Below are 15,787 nucleotides of genomic sequence, written 5' to 3'. Positions count from 1 at the left end.
TACACACCGAACACACTGAGGAGACCGCCATGCCCACCAAGGAAACCCTGGAAAAATTCATCGCCCGCGTCGAAGCCAACGCGCACATCGAGGCGGTGGAAGAGTTTTATACCGAAGATTCGACCATGCAGGAAAACACCGAGCCGCCGCGTTTCGGCCGCGACGCCCACGTCGCCAATGAACGCAAGGTCATGGCGCGTGTGAAGTCGTTGAAATCGAAATGCGTGCGCCCGGTATTCGTCGAGGGCGACAAGGTGGTGGTGCGCTGGATTTTTCGTTTCGAATGGCTGGACGGCACCGTCACGAACATGGAAGAGCTGGCCTACCAGCGCTGGGAAGGCGAACGCATCGCCGAAGAGACGTTCTTCTACGACCCGGCGCAACGCCTGCCGCGCGTAGAAGAAAAATACTGACCAAACCTGTTCACGATCTGTAGCGAGAGGCCATCAGCCGGTGTCGAGCACTGATCGGCGCCGGATCATGGCCTCGCAGTATGATCGTGGACAAGTTTCAGAACAGATCGATTTCGCCGCCTACAGGTTTCTTTGCGAGTTTGCCGGCGTAATCGCGTTCCTTCATTTCCGTTGCGGCGTCGGTCGACTTCAGCTTCTTGACCAGCACCTTGCCCGAACGCGGGAAGTAGTGCACCTTGCGCGGCCAGATGTCGTTGAGGTCTTCGGCGACCACGCGAATGCCTTCGGTGCGCAGGTACGTGCGGACGAAGGCGGCGTTTCGTTCACCCACGTTGATGGCGTTGAAGCCGCGCAGCACGGCGCCGCCGCCGAACACCTTCGACTCCAGATTTTCGCGCTTGGCGCCGGACTTCAAGATTTCATTGATCAGGATTTCCATGGCGTAGGTGCCGTAGCGCATCGACGAGGAAATCGGGCTGTCGGCGTCGTTGCCGCCGTCAGGCAGCATGAAATGGTTCATCCCGCCGATGCCGCTGACACGGTCGCGGATGCAGGCCGATACACATGATCCCAGTACCGTGACGATCATCATGTCGTGATGCGTGTGGTAATACTCGCCGGGAAGAATTTTTGCCGTATCGCAATTGAAGTTGCGGTCGTGATACACGTGGGAGGCAAACTGCTCGATATTCTGGCTCATTGTTTTTGTCCATTTCTGGCGTGGGGGCCGCCTTTACCGACCGCGATCTCATGATCACATCTTCTCCGGTATGTTGAAACGATTTTAGATAAACCGGACCGGCCGCGATATAAGGGAATACCTTATAGGCCTGTGGAAACGGCGCGTCTCGCTGCCGCTGTGTTCCATACTCCGCAAGGCTTTGCGGAGCACGTTGAGATTGGATTTGCCGGGATGCAAGAGACTGGTAGAAATACGCTGTGCTGACGATACAACAATAATTTTCGCAAACGGACGTCGATCTTGCCAGTTCAGCCGATGACGCCATTCCAGAACTGCCGGTCCGCTTCGCATTCCTGCAGCAACCAGTTGGAGAAGGCGGCGATATTGCCGGCGGTTTCCCCTTCCTGCGGATGGACCAGCCAGTACGCCTGCGCAAGCGGCAGGCTCAGCGACACCGGTGCGACCAGACGACCTTGCTGCAACTCGCGCACCACCAGCGACGAACGCGCCAGGGCCACGCCTTGTCCGGCCAGCGCAGCGTCGACGGCGGCGCTTTCCTGATTGAAGACAATGCCGGGGCGCTCGTTCAGCGACAGTCCGTGCGAGGCAAACCAGTCGCGCCAGGATTGCCGGTCATGGCTATGCAGCAGCGGCGCGGTGCACAGCGCCGCGATGCTGTCGACATCCAGCGCCGGCGCGCACACCGGCAACAGGAATTCGTCACCCAGCCGCGTACACGACAAACCGGACCACGGGCCGTCACCGTAACGGATCGCCAGATCGATGTTCTCGCGCAGGAAATTGACCTGGCGCTCGCTTTGTTCGACATGCAGGTCGAGGTCAGCATGGCGCGCAGAAAACCCGCCCAGACGCGGCGCCAGCCATTTGGCGCTGAAATTGGGCGAGGTGGAAATAGTCAGGCGCGCGCGCTGCGGCCGCTCCAGCAATTGGCGGGTGCCGCTTTCAATGCGATCGAAAGCCTCGCCGGCGACGACCAGGTAGCGCTGCCCTGCCGCAGTCAGCCGCAGCTGATTGGACAGCCGCTCGAACAACGGCACACCAAGTTCTTCCTCCAGCGCCTTGACCTGGTGGCTGACGGCGCCTTGCGTGACGTGCAATTCCTGCGCGGCCAGCGTGAAACTCTGGTGCCGCGCGGCCGCCTCGAAGGCGCGCAAGGCGTTGAGCGACGGAAGTGTGCGAGCGGTCATGGCGATATGAGGAACGGGCTGAGAAACGGGCTGAGAAACGGATCGAAAAATACTGGGGCTGGCCTGAGAAAAGATGCTTTGCCGCGCAGGCAGACGGGAATTTATTATAGACCCCATCCCCGGCAACTCCGCCCAACCATGACAAGGAAGCTCCATGAATCTCGACCAACGCCTGACCGAATTAGGTATCGTGCTGCCCGCCTCCGCCGCACCCGGCGCCCAATATGCAACCGGCGTCGTGCATCAGGGCCTGGCCTGGATCGCCGGCCAGTTGCCGCGCGACGGCGACCGCGTGCTGGTGTCGGGCAAGCTGGGCCGCGAAGTCTCGATCGAGGACGCCAGGATGGGCGCCCGCGCTGCATTGATCCGCGCATTGGCGGCCTTGCGCGACACCGTCGGCGACCTGCAGCGCATCGACAAGATCCTGCGCCTGAACGTCTACGTCAACAGCACCGAAGACTTCAGCCAGCAGAGTGCGGTGGCCGATGGCGCCTCGGCGCTGATCTATGAATTGTTCGGACCGGAACAGGGCCGCCACGCGCGCACCAGCGTCGGCGTCGCTCAATTGCCGCGCAATGCGGCGGTCGAGCTGGATATCGTGGTGGCGCTGGAGAGCTGAACCCTGCGGACAAAAAAACAGCCGGCAACGATATGCCGGCTGTTTTTGTTTGCAACGTAAGGGTCGATATCAGTCGATACGATGCGTGGTCTGCGGATCGAACCAGTGCAGCAGGTTCGCATCGACGCCGGCCGTGACCTGCTGGCCCATCGCCACTTCGGTGCCGGCCGCGCAGCGGATCACCATGGACTGGCCGCCGCAACGTGTATGCACCAGCAGTTCCGCGCCCAGCGCTTCCACCAGTTCGACTTCCATGTTCAGGCCGGGACGTCCCAGTTGCAGATGTTCCGGACGAATGCCGAGGATGCGCGCGCCGCCGCCGATCTTGGCCGGCGTCGACAGATCGAAAACGGAGCCGTCGTCGAAAGTGAAACGCGCGCCGTCGTCGCCGAGCTTGCCGTTGAGCAGGTTCATCGGCGGCGAGCCGATGAAGCTGGCGACGAAGGTGGTGGCCGGCTTGCCGTAGACTTCCGCAGGCGTGCCGATCTGTTCGGCGCGGCCCTTGTTCATCACGATCATGCGTTGGCCCAGGGTCATCGCTTCGACCTGGTCATGCGTCACATACAGGCTGGTGGTGCGCAACGAGGCGTGCAGCTTCTGGATTTCCAGGCGCATCTGCACGCGCAGCTTGGCGTCGAGGTTCGAGAGCGGTTCGTCGAACAGGAACACTGCCGGCTTGCGCACGATCGCGCGCCCCATCGCCACACGCTGGCGCTGGCCGCCGGACAATTGACGCGGCGTACGGTCCAGCAATGCGCCCAGTTCCAGGATCTCGGCCGCGCGCTGCACGCGGGTGTCGATCTCGGCTTTCGGCAAGCCCTGGATCTTGAGGCCGTAGGCCATGTTTTCGTACACGCTCATGTGCGGATACAGCGCGTAGTTCTGGAACACCATCGCGATGTCGCGTTCTTTCGGCTCCAGGTTGTTGACCACGCGGTCGCCGATCATGATGTCGCCGGAACTGATTTCTTCCAGTCCCGCCACCATGCGCAGCAATGTCGACTTGCCGCAGCCGGACGGACCGACCATGACGATGAACTCGCCGTCGGCGATGTCGATGTCGATGCCGTGGATGACGTCGACTGCTTTCGGCGCTTTGCCGTAGGTCTTCTTGACTTGCTTGAGATGAATTTTTGCCATGTTATTTCTCGGAATCGACCAGACCTTTAACAAACCATTTTTGCATGACCACGACGACCAGCCCCGGCGGCAACATTGCCAGGATCATCGTTGCCATCACCATATTCCATTCCACCGCCGAGTCACCGCCCGAAATCAGCGTCTTGATGCCGATGCCGATCGGGTACATGGTTTGCTCGGTGGCGATCATCAGCGGCCACAGGTACTGGTTCCAGCCGTAGATGAACATGATCACGAACAGCGCAATCACGTTGGTGCGCGACAGCGGCCACAGCACGTCCTTGAGGAAGCGCAGCGGCCCGGCGCCGTCGATGCGCGCCGCTTCAGCCAGCTCGTCGGGCACCGTCAGGAAGAATTGCCGGAACAGGAAAGTGGCCGTGGCCGAGGCGATCAGCGGCACCGTCAGGCCGGCATAGGTATTGAGCATGCCGAAGTCGGACACCACCTGGTAGGTCGGCGTGATGCGCACCTCCACCGGCAACATCAGCGTCACGAAAATCATCCAGAAGAACAGGTTGCGTCCGCGGAAGCGGAAGTACACCATCGCGAAGGCCGACAGCATGGAAATCGAGATCTTGCCGATCGCGATCACCAGCGCCGTCACCAGGCTGATCCACAGCATGCGCGACACCGGCGGCGACGAGACGTTGCCGGAAGCGCCCTGGGTCAGGACGGTCTTGTAGTTGGCGACCAGCTCGGTGCCGGGCAGCAGCGACAGCGGCGACATGGCCGATTGCTCGGCGGTCTGGGTGCTGGCGATGAAGGCGACGTACAACGGGAAGATCACGATGATCGCGCCGATGATCAGCACCAGATGGCTGACGGCGTCGAGGATGGGGCGACGTTCAATCATGCCGGCGCTCCCTTCTGCATTGATGAAGCCTTGTGCGACTTAAGCATATTGCACCTTCTTTTCCACGTACTTGAACTGGACCACGGTCAGCAGGATCACGATCACCATCAGCACCACCGACTGCGCCGCGGCGCTACCGAGATCGCCGCCCTTGAAGCCATCGCTGAAGACCTTGTAGACCAGGATCTCGGTGTCCTTGCCGGGACCGCCGTGGGTGGTCGCCTCCACGATCGCAAACGTATCGAAGAACGCGTACACGATGTTGACCACCATCAGGAAGAACGTCGTCGGCGAAATCATCGGGAAGATGATGGTGAAGAAGCGCTTGACCGGACCGGCGCCATCAATGGCGGCCGCTTCGATCAGCGATTTCGGAATCGATTGCAGGCCGGCCAGGAAGAACAGGAAGTTGTAGCTGATCTGTTTCCAGATCGCCGCGATGACAATCAGCGTCATGGCCTGGTTGCCGTTGACCATGTAGTTCCAGTTGATGCCGAGCCATGCCAGCACATGCGAGAGCAGGCCCAGCGAAGGACTCAGCAGGAACATCCACAGCACGCCGACCACCACCGGCGACACGGCATACGGCCAGATCAGGAAGGTCTTGTAGATCGCCGCGCCCTTGACGACGCGATCGGCGAACACCGCCAGGATCAGCGACAGCACCATGCCGCCCACCGCCACCAGCACCGAGAAGATGGCCGTGGTGCCGAACGCCGCCAGATAGCTCGGGTCGCCGAACAAGGCGGCGAAATTGTCGAACCAGACGAATTCCGAATAACCGCCGAAGGCGTCCTGCAGCAGCACCGACTGGTACAGGGCCTGCACCGCAGGCCAGAAGAAAAACAATATCGTGATCAGGATCTGCGGTGCGACCAGCGCATACGGCAGCCATGATGAAGTGAAGCGAGCGCGTTTTTCCACGATAGCTTATGTCCCTAAAAGCGGTGTTTGAGAGGATGCGTGATAACGATTACATCCGGCACCGGTGAGTTTTCCGAGCAGCTGAAAAATACATCGCCCCGGAGAACCGGGGCCAAGTGTCTTGCACAGGTCTTTCCTGAAGCGGCAGCACGGCAAATCGATCTTGCCGCGCTGCGTTCAGCAGACTTCTTATTTGTTTGCTTTTTCGAAGCGGGCGAGCAGTTCGTCGCCACGTTTCACGGCGCTGTCGAGCGCTTCTTTCGGCGCCTTCTTGCCGGTCCAGACGTTTTCCAGTTCTTCGTCAATCACGGTGCGGATCTGTGCGTAGTTGCCCAGGCGGATGCCGCGCGACTTGTCTGTGGTCTTGACGATCATCTGCTTGACGGCGACGTCGGTGCCCGGATTGCGCTCATAGAAACCGGACTTCTGGGTGATTTCGTAAGCCGCCTTGGTGACCGGCAGGTAACCGGTTTCCTGATGCCACTTGGCTTGCACTTCAGGCTTGGAAAGGTAAGTGAAGAACTTCGCCACGCCCTTGTATTCGTCAGCCTTCTTGCCGCCCATGACCCACAGCGAAGCGCCGCCGATCACGGTGTTTTGCGGTGCGCCCTGCACATCGCTGTAGTAAGGCAGCGGCGCCACGCCGAACTTGAACTTGGCGTTCTTGCGGATATCGGCGTACGCGGACGAGGAACCGGTGATGATGGCGCACTCGCCTGCGTTGAACTTGGCGTTGGCTTCATCCTTGCGGCCGGCGTAGATGAAGTAGCCTTGCTTGGCCCAGTTGGACATGTTTTCGATATGGCGCACTTGCAGCGGGCCGTTGATCTTCAGGCGTGCGTCGAGGCCGCCGAAGCCGTTGCTCTTGGTTGCCGTCTCGGTGTTGTGCCAGGCCGAGAACGATTCCAGGTGCACCCACGATTGCCATGTGGTGGTGTAAGGACAGGTGATGCCGCTGGCCTTCATCTTGGCGGCCATGCCGACGAAATCCTGCCAGGTTGCCGGCGGCTTGTTCGGATCCAGGCCGGCCTTGGCGAACAGGTCCTTGTTATAGAACATGATCGTGGTCGAGCTGTTGAACGGGAAGGACATCATGCCCTTCGCGGTCGAGTAGTAACCGGAGACTGCCGGCACATACGCGTTCTGGTCGAACTTCTCGCCGGCTTGCTGCATCACTTCATAGACCGGTTTGATGGCGCCCTTGGAATACACCATGGTGGCGGTGCCGACTTCAAAAATCTGCAGGATGTTGGGAGCGTTCCCTGCGCGATAGGCGGCGATCGCAGCGGCCATCGATTCGTCGTAAGTACCCTTGTAGACCGGCGTCACTTTGTAATCGGACTGGCTCTTGTTGAATTCGTCGGCCATGGCGTTGACGCGTTCGCCCAGGGCGCCGGTCATGGAATGCCACCAGGCGATGTCGGTAACCGCGAAGGCCGAAGTTGTCATTGTCGCCAGCAAAGCCGCAGCGGCAAAGGTTTTCACAGGGTATTTCATTAGGCAAATCCTCCCAAAAAGGTGACCGATGTTATCAAGTCATTGTGACTGTCTCGTTACACCGGTCGTACATTAGCGTCTAATGCCCGCCACGGCAAATAATTTCGCCTTTTTGAGCAAAAATTCACAAGGCATGTTACATCCGTTCACGGAGATGCAAATTGCATGAAAAAAAATTCTGCAAAAGAGCGCGTCAATTCCGTCAAAAATATCCCATTCATCCACCCAGGCGAGTTTTTTGAGCGCGCCTTTATAATGGCGCTTTCCTTTTTGTCCGCCTGACATGAATCGCCTTAATCTCTATTTCCACCTTGTGCGCCTGCACAAACCGATCGGCATCCAGCTGTTGCTGTGGCCGACGCTGATGGCGCTGTGGTTTGCCGCCGACGGCCGGCCGGACTGGCATATCGTGGCGATCTTCGTGCTGGGTACGGTGCTGATGCGCTCGGCCGGTTGCGCCATCAATGATTACGCCGATCGCGATTTCGACAAGCACGTCAAGCGCACCGTCGACCGTCCGCTCACGGCCGGCAAGATCCACGGCTGGGAGGCGCTGATGGTGGCGGGGGTGCTGGCGCTGGCGTCTTTCCTGCTGATCCTGCCGCTTAATACACTGACCAAGCAGATGTCGGTGCCGGCGCTGATCGTGGCGGCCAGCTATCCGTACTTCAAGCGCTTCTTCGCGATTCCGCAGGCGTACCTGGGCATCGCCTTCGGCTTCGGCATCCCGATGGGTTTTGCTGCGGTACAGGGCCAGGTGCCGGCGGCGGCGTGGCTGATGCTGCTGGGGAATGTGTTCTGGTCGGTGGCCTACGACACCGCCTACGCCATGGTCGATCGCGACGACGACATCAAGCTCGGGATGAAGACCTCGGCGATCACCTTCGGCCGCTTCGACGTGCTGGCGATCATGCTGTGCTACGTGGCGGCGCTGGGAATTTTCTGGGCGGTGGGCTGGCATTTCGGCCTGCGCACCTGGTTCACGCTGGGCATGCTGGCCGCAGCGGGCTGCGCTATATATCACTACACCCTGATCCGCACGCGCGACCGCGCCGGTTGTTTCAAGGCGTTCGTGCACAACAACTGGCTGGGCGCACTGATGTTCGCAGGCGTCGCCGTGGATTACGCGCTGCGCTAGTCTGCTAGTCTTTTAGCTGCGTGGCTTCGGCAGCAGCGGCACCGGGTTGAGCGCCTTGCCGTTGCTGCGGATTTCGAAATACAGCTTGACCGTGCGGCTGTCGGTGTCGCCCATCTCGGCGATCTGCTGCCCGCGGTTCACGGTCTGCCCTTCCTTGACCATGATCGATTTGTTGTGCGCATAGACCGACAACAGCGTGCGGCTGTGCTTGACGATGATCATGTTGCCGTAGCCGCGGATGCCGCGCCCGGCGTAAGTCACCTTGCCGGCTTCGGCCGCCCACACCGGCTGGCCCGGAGTGCCGGTGATGTCGATGCCCTTCAGGTTGCGGTCGGTGGTGGCGGTGAGCTTGCCTTGCGCAGGCCACATCCAGTCGAGGCGTTCGGCCTCAGTCGCTGACGGCGCTGCCGCTTCACGCTCTGTCTTCGGCTCCGCCTTGCGTTCATGCACTGCAGCTGCCGGCTTCGCGCGCGAGACGGGGGCTGCTGCTACAGCGGCGGTCGCCGGCGGCTTCAGGCGCAAGACGTCGCCGGGATAGATTTCATTCGCGTCGGAAAGCTTGTTCCATGCGGCGATGTCGTGATGATCCTTTCCGACCGTGCGGGAAATGCTCATCAGCGTGTCGCCCTTCCTTACCGTATAGGAGTCGCCCTGATACGGCGCACTCGCGCACGCCGTCAGCGCTGCAACGCCAACAGCCGTGGCGACAATCGAAATATAACGCAGCACTTGCAAACTAATCCTTGCCAAACTCCTCCCCCAATTCTTTCCCTCTTGCGGCGGCAGCCTTGACTGCCGTCACGATGTGTTCAGCCACGCCGGCGCCTTGCATTGACGTCAAGGCGGCATAAGTGGTTCCGCCCTTCGATGTCACCCGTTCACGCAACAGCGACAGCGGCTCCGGCGAACGGATCGCCAGCTCAACCGCGCCGGCAAAGGTCGCCTTGGCCAACTCGACGCCTTGTTCGGCGCTCAGTCCCAGTTCGACGGCCGCCTTTTGCATGGCTTCCATGAAATAAAACACGTAGGCCGGGCCGCTGCCCGACACCGCCGTCACCGGATCGATCAGGTCTTCGCTATCAAGCCACACGGTGGCGCCGACGGCGCGCAGAATGGCGTCGGCAGCGGCGCGCTGCCCGGCGCTCACGCCGTCCAGCGCCACCATGCCCGAGATGCCCTTGCCGATCAGCGCCGGCGTGTTCGGCATCGAGCGCACGATGGCCGGATGATTACCGAGCCAGCGCGACAGGTCGGCGCTGCGGATGCCGGCGGCGATCGACAGCACCAGTTGGGCGCCGATGAACGGCTTGAGGCTGTCGGCCACCTGGCGCATCTGCTGCGGCTTGACCGCCAGCACGATGACGTCAACCTTGGCCAGCATCTCGTCGACTTGCAGCGCGGTGGTGACGCCGAAGCGCTGGTTGAGTTTTTCCAGCGACTCGGGATTGAGGTCGACCACGTGGATGTTCTTGCCGTCGGTGAGCTTGCCTGCCAGACCGCCGATCAGTGCCGCGGCCATGTTGCCGCCGCCGATGAAACCTATCTTCAACATATGTTTTCTTCCTGTAGAGGACTACGGATAAAGCAAAAATCAGTGCGTCCGACGTTGTCCGAAAATGGCCGTACCGACGCGCACGATCGTGGCGCCTTCAGCGATGGCGGCGTCCATGTCGGCCGACATGCCCATCGACAAAGTGTCGCAGGCAATGCCGCCCTTGGTCAGCTGTTCCGCCAGTTCGCGCAAGCGCCGGAACGCTGCGCGCTGTTCTTCTTCCACCTCGGTCGGCGCCGGAATCGCCATCAGTCCGCGCAAGCGCAGACCGGGCAAGGCGGCAACCGCCCGCGCCACCGGCAGCAATTCGTCCGGCGACAAGCCGCTCTTGCTGTCTTCGCCGCTGATGTTGACTTGCAGGCAGATGTTCAGCGGCGGCAGCCCGGGCGGACGTTGTTCGGCCAGGCGGCGAGCGATCTTTTCGCGATCGACCGAATGCACCCAGTCGAAATTTTCCGCGATCTGGCGCGTCTTGTTGCTCTGTATCGGTCCGATGAAATGCCATGCGACCTGCGCTTCGGGCGCCGCCAGCTTCAGCGCGGCGATCTTGTCGAGCGCTTCCTGCAGGTAGTTTTCGCCGAAAGCGGTCTGCCCGGCGCGCACGGCGTCCAACACCGACGCCGCGTCAAAGAACTTCGACACCGCCAGCAGCAGGATGTCTTGCGGATTGCGGCCGACGGCTTGCGCGGCGGCCGCAATGCGCGCGTTAACAACTTGCAACTGTTTTGCGATTGACGACATAATTCTTTGGTTCAGGGAGGGACAACGCTGTTTTTTCAGTCAGAGATTATAAATGGACATTCCCGACCTGCTCGCCTTTTCCGTCAAGAATCAGGCTTCGGACCTGCATCTTTCCACCGGTTTGCCGCCCATGCTGCGACTGCGCGGCGATATGCGGCGCGTCAACTTGCCGGTATTGCTGGCGCAAGACGTCGACGACATGCTCAACGCGATCATGGAACCGGCCCAGGCCGAGGCGTATCGGCGCGACCTGGAGTGCGACTTCGCGATCGATATCGCAGGACTGGCGCGCTTCCGCATCAATGCCTTCCAGCAGGCGCGCGGCCCGGCGGCGGTCATCCGTACGATTCCCCACAGCATCCGCAGTCTGGCCGACCTCGACGCACCGCCGGTGCTGGTCGAACTGGCGCTGCGCCGGCAAGGCCTGATCCTGGTCACCGGCCCCACCGGCTCGGGCAAATCGACCACGCTGGCGGCCATGATCCGGCATATCAACGAGCAGCGCCCGGCCCACATCCTGACCATCGAAGATCCCATCGAATTCATCCACGCGCCGGACAAGAGCCTGATCAGCCAGCGCGCCGTCGGCGCCCATACGCACTCGTTCGCCAATGCGTTGCGCTCGGCGCTGCGGGAGGATCCGGACGTCATCCTGATCGGTGAATTGCGCGACCTCGACAGCATCCGCCTGGCGCTGACGGCGGCGGAAACCGGCCACCTGGTGCTGGCGACGCTGCATACGTCCTCGGCCGCCAAAAGCATAGACCGCATCGCAGTTAGGTAGTGAGGCAGTGTATGTATGTAACCAATGCGCAACTTATCATGGCTCGCTCACGTTATCGCGAGAATGAATGTTAGCTCTGCTAGACGATCAAACTAATGATTTCCCCCCGTACCATATGTTCGATAGTGCTCCTGACATGGCAGTAGGATCATCAAGACTGCTGTAGTCACATCTCCATGGTGAGAAAAATGGTTGGCTGTTTATGACCATCAGCATCTCTCGAAACGTTTTTCCACTGAGATGATCTGCAGCTAAAGTCAGCAACGCTGTCGCACCTATTACATTTGCTGACGGCATCCGAACTCTTGTATGAAGATTAGGAATCGGCAAAATTTCTGGAATTCCCGTATTAAAAACTTTCACGGCGTCGCCGTTCAAAGTTCCTGCTTCTAACTGAGCGTGAAAGATTGGATGTGCCTCATAGGCCTTTGCGTAGTCATAGCGAACGCATAAAAGCGTTTGCCATTTATCCTTTATTCTTTGGTAGTAGCCGACCCTAACCGTCGATTTCCATAAAAAACTAGTATCAGCACTAACTTTTCCACTAAATTTAAAAATTTCTTCTGAATTCAGTAGTACAGAAATTCCTCGATCCTGCGCAGCCGAATTCTCATCCCTCCGTCGATACGGAAGACGATCTATTATTAAGCCACCTCGTATTTCAACTGAATTCTTATGAGGAGCTGGACTTTGATTGACCGAAAAATACTCACCGCTCAATGCCGGCTTCAAGGCCACACTTTCTAAAAGAGCCTTACGATAAAAGTTCTCATATACGTTTTTATGCGCGAGTTTTGCACGGTCCATGAAGACCTCAATTGCAGTGCGTTTAGCCATTTCAGGCCCCAATCCATGGAGCCAATTTTCGATAAGTCTTTTTAGTTAGCCGAGCCAAATCTGCACCAGGTGGAAACCAACTAACCCGCCCTGATGAATTTTCCGCACTTATCGGAGCATCTGTCGCCATGCAGTAATATCCCGCGTGGAGTTTGTCATCCACAGAGCATGGGCAAAAGCGAAGTCTTTTGATACCTTTTGAAGAACACAACTCCAGCCCAGAAGTCACACCAACCTCATTAATGAGGTCATCCAAACTGTGTCTCCACCACATTGGTTGTTGTGGATTGGCAAATGGAAGATTTTTGTATTCGGCTTCTTTGAAGATATTCCGGACAGCTTCTTTTCTAAAATCCGTTGGATGTATGTCCAAATAGCTTGCTGCAGCAATTTCATTTAACAGAACACCGGGATATTGCATAACAAGATCGGCAATCCAAACACCTAGTGCAACAATTAGCACTCGTTGATCGTTCTTATTGAATTGCGCTTTGTCCTCGGCAGACATTGTCAGTATCTCAGCAATAGCTCCTTGGTCACCGCAGGCATAAGTGTCAAAATGACTGGCGGCCTCTGGATGCTGCAGTATTTCTGCGAGCAACATACCTGGCGACTGATGATCTGCAATTGCAACCTTACTCCCCTTCTTCCCTGTTTTCGGGCGCAAACGTAGCATGTCTTCAAGCTGCACAAATCCTTCGGCTAGAAGCACTACCTGACGAGCCAGTTCTTCCTGATCGTTTATTGGCAATTCGATGCGACCATCGCCTGGAATTCGTCGCAAGCGTTCTTCTGGTACAAGTTTAGCCTGACGATAGCATGCAACAGGCAGACCAAACTCCTGAGCGGCTCTTGTGACAGCTGCCTCCGAAAGACCACCCCATTGCTGAGTCGACAAATCGCGGTCTGTCACGATAAGGACAACGTTCTTGTAGACGTCATCACGCATGGCTGACACCAAGCGATCCTCGAAAGGACCACTATTTTTTTTCGGTTTTTCGTTCAAAGGAAACACCAAAAGCTCAAACGTCGCGCCAAGATTTTTCTCAATCTTAGCGCTCAAGTTTCTGATAACGGTCTCGTCATCCTCAAACAGTAAGATCGATTTTTTATTTGTATTATTTTTCATTGGAGCCCCTGGGTATAGCAATACGAATTGAAGTTGAAAAAGGTGTCGGAGATTCGATGATCTCAGCACGACCGCCAACTCTTTGTACTAAATCTTTTACAAGTGAGAGGCCTAATCCCATTCCGGTTCCTAAAGGACTATTCACTCGAGATGTCGTCGTGAAAAATGGGTCCCAAATACGGCGACGTAATTGAGGAGGAATCCCGACACCGGTATCGTGGACCGTTAGATAGTGAAAGCGACCATCATTCTTAGCAGCGATAAGAATTTGTGGAGGGACTCGGTCGTCCCCTCGCGCAATGATTGCTTTAGTTGCATTGCTGTATAAATTTAAAAGTACCGCGCTATACATTGCGACAGGAATAGAGGGCGCCAACAACTCATCATCGCAGTCAATATTTGTCTTGATCCCTCGACTTTCTGCGATTCGTCCAAAGTTATCGATTACCCATTCGATCTGTCCCAACGCAGAGAATGATCTAAGCTCATCACTCCGCAAAGAATCTGTATAAAGTCTCGTATAGCGAATGTAACCATCCAATCTATCTCGAGCCTCCTGGATTTCACTGATGTCTGAGTGAAGCGCCTTTTCAGTTGAGGCTTTGAGTTTCAGTTTCTTGATAACAGAGTCAAGTGCCAAGAATAGTTTTTCAGCTTCATGGGTCATGAAGCCCGCGACCACGCCTAATCCGGCAGCAATCTCAAGACGTTGCCGCGCATTTCGGTCGTATTCTTCTTGTTCGACGACCCTGACAGCCAGTTGACTGTAATGATTGACTAACGCAGCCTTTTCTTCTGAGGCAAGTCTAGGATCATTTTCGATTGCATCGACGGTCTCGGCCAAATCCTCTCGTAACTCCGCGCGATTCTGAATTGCCAGCGTTTCCTCGATTTTTAGCAGGCGCTCTTTGTCAGCTTTCGCTAGAAATTCAATGCCACCCCGAACAATTTCTACCATCTGATGGTACGCGAGATTGATAAGAAAACCCTCACGATCCATAGCGGGAATCAAATCTATCTCATGCTGCTCGGCTGGCGCTCGCGACGATACATTTACCGCACCAATAACTTGATAGCTCGTTGGAACATTCAAGGCAGGATTTAGTCCTGGCCGTGCTTGTTCCATTTCGCTTAACGAGAAGTTTTCTTCAGCAATGAGTGAACGCCATGTACGGCGATTGTGAGCGCCATCCTGATTAAGATAGAGCCAATCGTCATCGGTAAATCCATATGGTCGAATTCGGAACCCGTTGTCGATAATACCAATGCCAGAATTCTTACGAATCCAAGTCCAGACTTCTCTTCGATCTACTGCTATGCCGTGAAATGCGTCTTTTCTTTTAGGCGCGAAAACGATGTCGGCATATAAGCCGCTTTTAATTTCATTCGGATAATCGAATTCCAATTCGACCTTCTCCGGATCGTCACGAAAGGTGACGATATACTTTACTTTGGAATTAGTAGCCTTAATCTTTAAACGAGCCCATGCATGTCCAATTACTGCCTTGGCTAAGTCAGGTTCGTCATCAGATTGAGGGAAACCATAGAAATTGACAGAGAATCCCGGATCGCTTTCTTCACCGTTACCAGCAAGTCGCGCAAATGGGCCTGCATCAAACGCAGAGATAGGAGAGACAATCTGCAAGACGCGGGTCAAAAGAGCCTTACTAAATACACCACCCAAGTCTCCCTTGAGTCTGGTGACCGTAAGTTTGGTTCCTGTAACGGAATCGGATGGAGCAATGGTGACTCTAAAAGGGACCTTCGCATCTCGCAAATTAACGTTACGATCCAACCGCCGCCAGTCAAAAATTGCTTCCAGTTTTTGCTTTTGGCCTGTGGCTGGATCAACGCTTATTGAATCCAAGCGGACAGCTGCCCCCAAAAACCGGATCGCAAATCGACCAATTCCTTTCTGGCCAGTTACCGCTCGACCGTATTTTTTCGTAGTCGGATTCCGTTTGCTATCCGCGGCAATTCTCATCCACCGTGTACGAAAGTCGTCCTCACTCATCCCCGCGCCATTGTCAGCGATGACTAGGGCAGCCCGGCCTTTCTCGGAAGTGAGCGACACTCGACACTCAGGTGCATCAGCATCGCTCGCATTTTTTACTAATTCAAGTATGGCGACTTCGGGGGAGGCAACAAGCCGCTCACCAAGCTCTTGTAATAGACGCGCCTCCACATCAAATACGACGCTACCTTGAGAGAGAACCGTACGTGCGGCCCATGTCTGCATCGCGGTCATACAAATTCCTTTGTTTTTGCTT

The 15,787-nt window shown here is 57.0% G+C and carries 16 protein-coding genes and 1 pseudogene; 4 read left to right on the top strand and 13 right to left on the bottom strand.

Annotation, left to right across the window (positions count from 1 at the left end):
• Positions 1-29: 29 nt before the first annotated feature.
• A complete protein-coding gene (locus DXT88_RS03940) occupies positions 30-413 on the top strand; it encodes a nuclear transport factor 2 family protein (RefSeq protein WP_016836663.1) in 384 nt (127 codons plus the stop codon).
• A 97-nt stretch (positions 414-510) separates the two neighbouring features.
• Here DXT88_RS03940 and cheD read toward each other — a convergent pair whose 3' ends face one another.
• The gene (gene cheD, locus DXT88_RS03935; RefSeq protein ID WP_016836662.1) at positions 511-1,113 is read right to left on the bottom strand and encodes a chemoreceptor glutamine deamidase CheD; all 603 of its coding nucleotides are present in this window, start codon (positions 1,111-1,113) and stop codon (positions 511-513) included.
• A 290-nt stretch (positions 1,114-1,403) separates the two neighbouring features.
• Positions 1,404-2,303, bottom strand: a complete 900-nt coding sequence (gcvA, locus tag DXT88_RS03930) for a transcriptional regulator GcvA (protein WP_265211703.1) — start codon at positions 2,301-2,303, stop codon at positions 1,404-1,406.
• A gap of 154 nt (positions 2,304-2,457) precedes the next feature.
• On the opposite strand from gcvA, the gene DXT88_RS03925 reads away from it, so the two are divergent.
• Positions 2,458-2,922, top strand: a complete 465-nt coding sequence (locus tag DXT88_RS03925; RefSeq protein ID WP_265211702.1) for a RidA family protein — start codon at positions 2,458-2,460, stop codon at positions 2,920-2,922.
• Between the two features lie 69 nt (positions 2,923-2,991).
• Here the strand turns inward: DXT88_RS03925 and DXT88_RS03920 are convergent, their stop codons facing one another.
• The 5 genes from DXT88_RS03920 to DXT88_RS03900 all read right to left on the bottom strand — a co-directional run bounded on the left by DXT88_RS03920 (position 2,992) and on the right by DXT88_RS03900 (position 7,621).
• Positions 2,992-4,062, bottom strand: coding sequence for a sn-glycerol-3-phosphate import ATP-binding protein UgpC (locus DXT88_RS03920; RefSeq protein WP_016836659.1), 1,071 nt, complete (start codon positions 4,060-4,062; stop codon positions 2,992-2,994).
• A 1-nt stretch (position 4,063) separates the two neighbouring features.
• Positions 4,064-4,915, bottom strand: a complete 852-nt coding sequence (gene ugpE / locus DXT88_RS03915) for a sn-glycerol-3-phosphate ABC transporter permease UgpE (protein ID WP_016836658.1) — start codon at positions 4,913-4,915, stop codon at positions 4,064-4,066.
• Positions 4,916-4,954: 39 nt separating this feature from the next.
• Positions 4,955-5,839 carry a sn-glycerol-3-phosphate ABC transporter permease UgpA gene (gene ugpA, locus DXT88_RS03910; protein WP_265211701.1) on the bottom strand — a complete coding sequence of 295 codons (885 nt, stop codon included), beginning with the start codon at positions 5,837-5,839 and terminating at the stop codon, positions 4,955-4,957.
• Between the two features lie 189 nt (positions 5,840-6,028).
• Entirely contained in the window at positions 6,029-7,336 is a 1,308-nt protein-coding gene (ugpB, locus tag DXT88_RS03905; protein ID WP_040503922.1) for a sn-glycerol-3-phosphate ABC transporter substrate-binding protein UgpB, read from the bottom strand.
• 72 nt (positions 7,337-7,408) lie between these two features.
• Positions 7,409-7,621, bottom strand: coding sequence for a hypothetical protein (locus tag DXT88_RS03900; protein ID WP_265211699.1), 213 nt, complete (start codon positions 7,619-7,621; stop codon positions 7,409-7,411).
• On the opposite strand from DXT88_RS03900, the gene ubiA reads away from it, so the two are divergent.
• The gene (gene ubiA, locus DXT88_RS03895; RefSeq protein WP_265211698.1) at positions 7,620-8,474 is read left to right on the top strand and encodes a 4-hydroxybenzoate octaprenyltransferase; all 855 of its coding nucleotides are present in this window, start codon (positions 7,620-7,622) and stop codon (positions 8,472-8,474) included. The two genes, DXT88_RS03900 and ubiA, sit on opposite strands and share 2 nt — an antisense overlap.
• A 12-nt stretch (positions 8,475-8,486) precedes the next feature.
• Here the strand turns inward: ubiA and DXT88_RS03890 are convergent, their stop codons facing one another.
• Genes DXT88_RS03890 through DXT88_RS03880 form a run of 3 tightly spaced genes read right to left on the bottom strand, consistent with a single transcriptional unit; the run spans position 8,487 to position 10,767 of the window.
• Positions 8,487-9,203, bottom strand: coding sequence for a peptidoglycan DD-metalloendopeptidase family protein (locus DXT88_RS03890; protein WP_265211696.1), 717 nt, complete (start codon positions 9,201-9,203; stop codon positions 8,487-8,489).
• Positions 9,204-9,210: 7 nt separating this feature from the next.
• Positions 9,211-10,026: a pyrroline-5-carboxylate reductase gene (gene proC / locus DXT88_RS03885; protein ID WP_016832343.1), complete on the bottom strand. Its 816-nt coding sequence runs from the start codon at positions 10,024-10,026 to the stop codon at positions 9,211-9,213.
• Positions 10,027-10,065: 39 nt separating this feature from the next.
• On the bottom strand, positions 10,066-10,767 hold the full coding sequence (locus DXT88_RS03880; RefSeq protein ID WP_265211695.1) for a YggS family pyridoxal phosphate-dependent enzyme: 702 nt from the start codon (positions 10,765-10,767) through the stop codon (positions 10,066-10,068).
• Between the two features lie 52 nt (positions 10,768-10,819).
• On the opposite strand from DXT88_RS03880, the pseudogene DXT88_RS03875 reads away from it, so the two are divergent.
• Positions 10,820-11,539 (top strand): annotated as a pseudogene (locus tag DXT88_RS03875) (type IV pilus twitching motility protein PilT); the annotation flags it as partial.
• A 99-nt stretch (positions 11,540-11,638) separates the two neighbouring features.
• Here the strand turns inward: DXT88_RS03875 and DXT88_RS03870 are convergent.
• From DXT88_RS03870 to DXT88_RS03860, 3 genes are read right to left on the bottom strand one after another with little or no spacing between them, the layout of a single operon-like run.
• Complete coding sequence (locus tag DXT88_RS03870) at positions 11,639-12,388, bottom strand: hypothetical protein (RefSeq protein WP_265211694.1); 750 nt, start codon at positions 12,386-12,388, stop codon at positions 11,639-11,641.
• 1 nt (position 12,389) lies between these two features.
• Positions 12,390-13,517 carry a hypothetical protein gene (locus tag DXT88_RS03865; protein ID WP_265211693.1) on the bottom strand — a complete coding sequence of 376 codons (1,128 nt, stop codon included), beginning with the start codon at positions 13,515-13,517 and terminating at the stop codon, positions 12,390-12,392.
• Positions 13,507-15,765 (bottom strand): sensor histidine kinase, encoded by a 2,259-nt coding sequence (locus DXT88_RS03860; protein WP_265211692.1) that lies wholly within the window; start codon positions 15,763-15,765, stop codon positions 13,507-13,509. The genes DXT88_RS03865 and DXT88_RS03860 overlap by 11 nt, the downstream gene beginning before the upstream one ends.
• Positions 15,766-15,787 lie beyond the last annotated feature (22 nt).

Origin of the sequence: Herbaspirillum lusitanum (assembly GCF_026127345.1) — a bacterium.
GTDB classification, from domain to species: Bacteria; Pseudomonadota; Gammaproteobacteria; order Burkholderiales; family Burkholderiaceae_D; genus Herbaspirillum; species Herbaspirillum lusitanum.
This window is presented reverse-complemented; position numbering and strand designations above follow the sequence as displayed.